At 74.6% G+C, this 1,060-nt stretch carries 1 protein-coding gene; it reads left to right on the plus strand.

Translation table 11 applies throughout. The features are described from left to right. A partial coding sequence (locus ACFW2E_RS47720) for an NlpC/P60 family protein (RefSeq protein WP_384478640.1) occupies positions 1-930 on the plus strand: 930 nt, incomplete at its 5' end. Positions 931-1,060 lie beyond the last annotated feature (130 nt).

The following is a 1,060-nucleotide window of genomic DNA, read 5'->3' on the forward strand; positions in this document are numbered from 1 at the left end:
GTACGGGCCACGGCCGCCCCGCAGGACGAGCGTCGGGCGGAGGTGGACCGGCTCTACACCGAGGCGGAGCAGGCGACCGAGGCCTACAACAAGGCCGACGCGCGCACCGAGGCGCTGCGCGAGGAGGTCAGCACGGCGCAGGACGCCATCGCCCGCCAGCAGGGGCGGATCAACACCATGCGGGACGCGCTGGGTTCGCTGGCCGGCGCCCAGTACCGCTCCGGCGGCATCGACCCGTCGCTGGCGCTGCTGCTCTCCGCGGACCCGGACGACTACCTGGACAAGGCCTCCGTGCTCGACCGGGTGACCACGCACCAGGCGGGCCGGCTGAAGGAGCTCCAGGAGGCCATGCGCGACCTCGCCCAGGACCGCGCGGAGACCGCCGCCAAGCTCGCCGAACTGGAGAAGGGCCGCAAAGCCGTGGCCGCCCACAAGAAGACGGTGGAGAAGAAGCTCGCCGAGGCCCGCGAGCTGCTCAACTCACTCCCCGACGAGGAGCGCGCCGCCCACGACCGCGGCTCCCGCTCCGGCCGCACCGACCTGACCATCCCCGGCGGCGCCGCCCCCGCCTCCGGCCGCGCGGCAGCCGCCGTCGCCGCCGCCCGCTCCGCCCTCGGCAAGCCGTACGTCTGGGGCGCCAACGGTCCCGGCTCCTACGACTGCTCGGGCCTGACCCAGGCCGCCTGGAAGGCCGCGGGCGTGACCCTGCCGCGCACCACCTACGACCAGGTGGACGCCGGCACGACCGTCCCCGTCTCCCAGGCACAACCCGGTGACCTGGTCTTCTTCTACGACGACCTCAGCCACGTCGGCCTCTACATCGGCAACGGCATGATGATCCACGCCCCGAAGCCCGGCGCCTACGTCCGCGAGGAGTCGATCTACTACGGCGGCGAGTCGATCATCCACAGTTTCGTGCGGCCGGCCTGAGCGGCGGCAGGGCGCGGGACAGCGGATCGCACGCCGGGCGTGCGTGGGCGGGGGGCGCGCCCCCGCCGGTTCCAGGGGCCGCGGGGCGGGGGCCCGCGGGTAATGGGTGCGCGGGGCCCGAAGCTCGGGC

Source organism: Streptomyces sp. NPDC058964 (assembly GCF_042741275.1).
GTDB lineage: Bacteria > Actinomycetota > Actinomycetes > Streptomycetales > Streptomycetaceae > Streptomyces.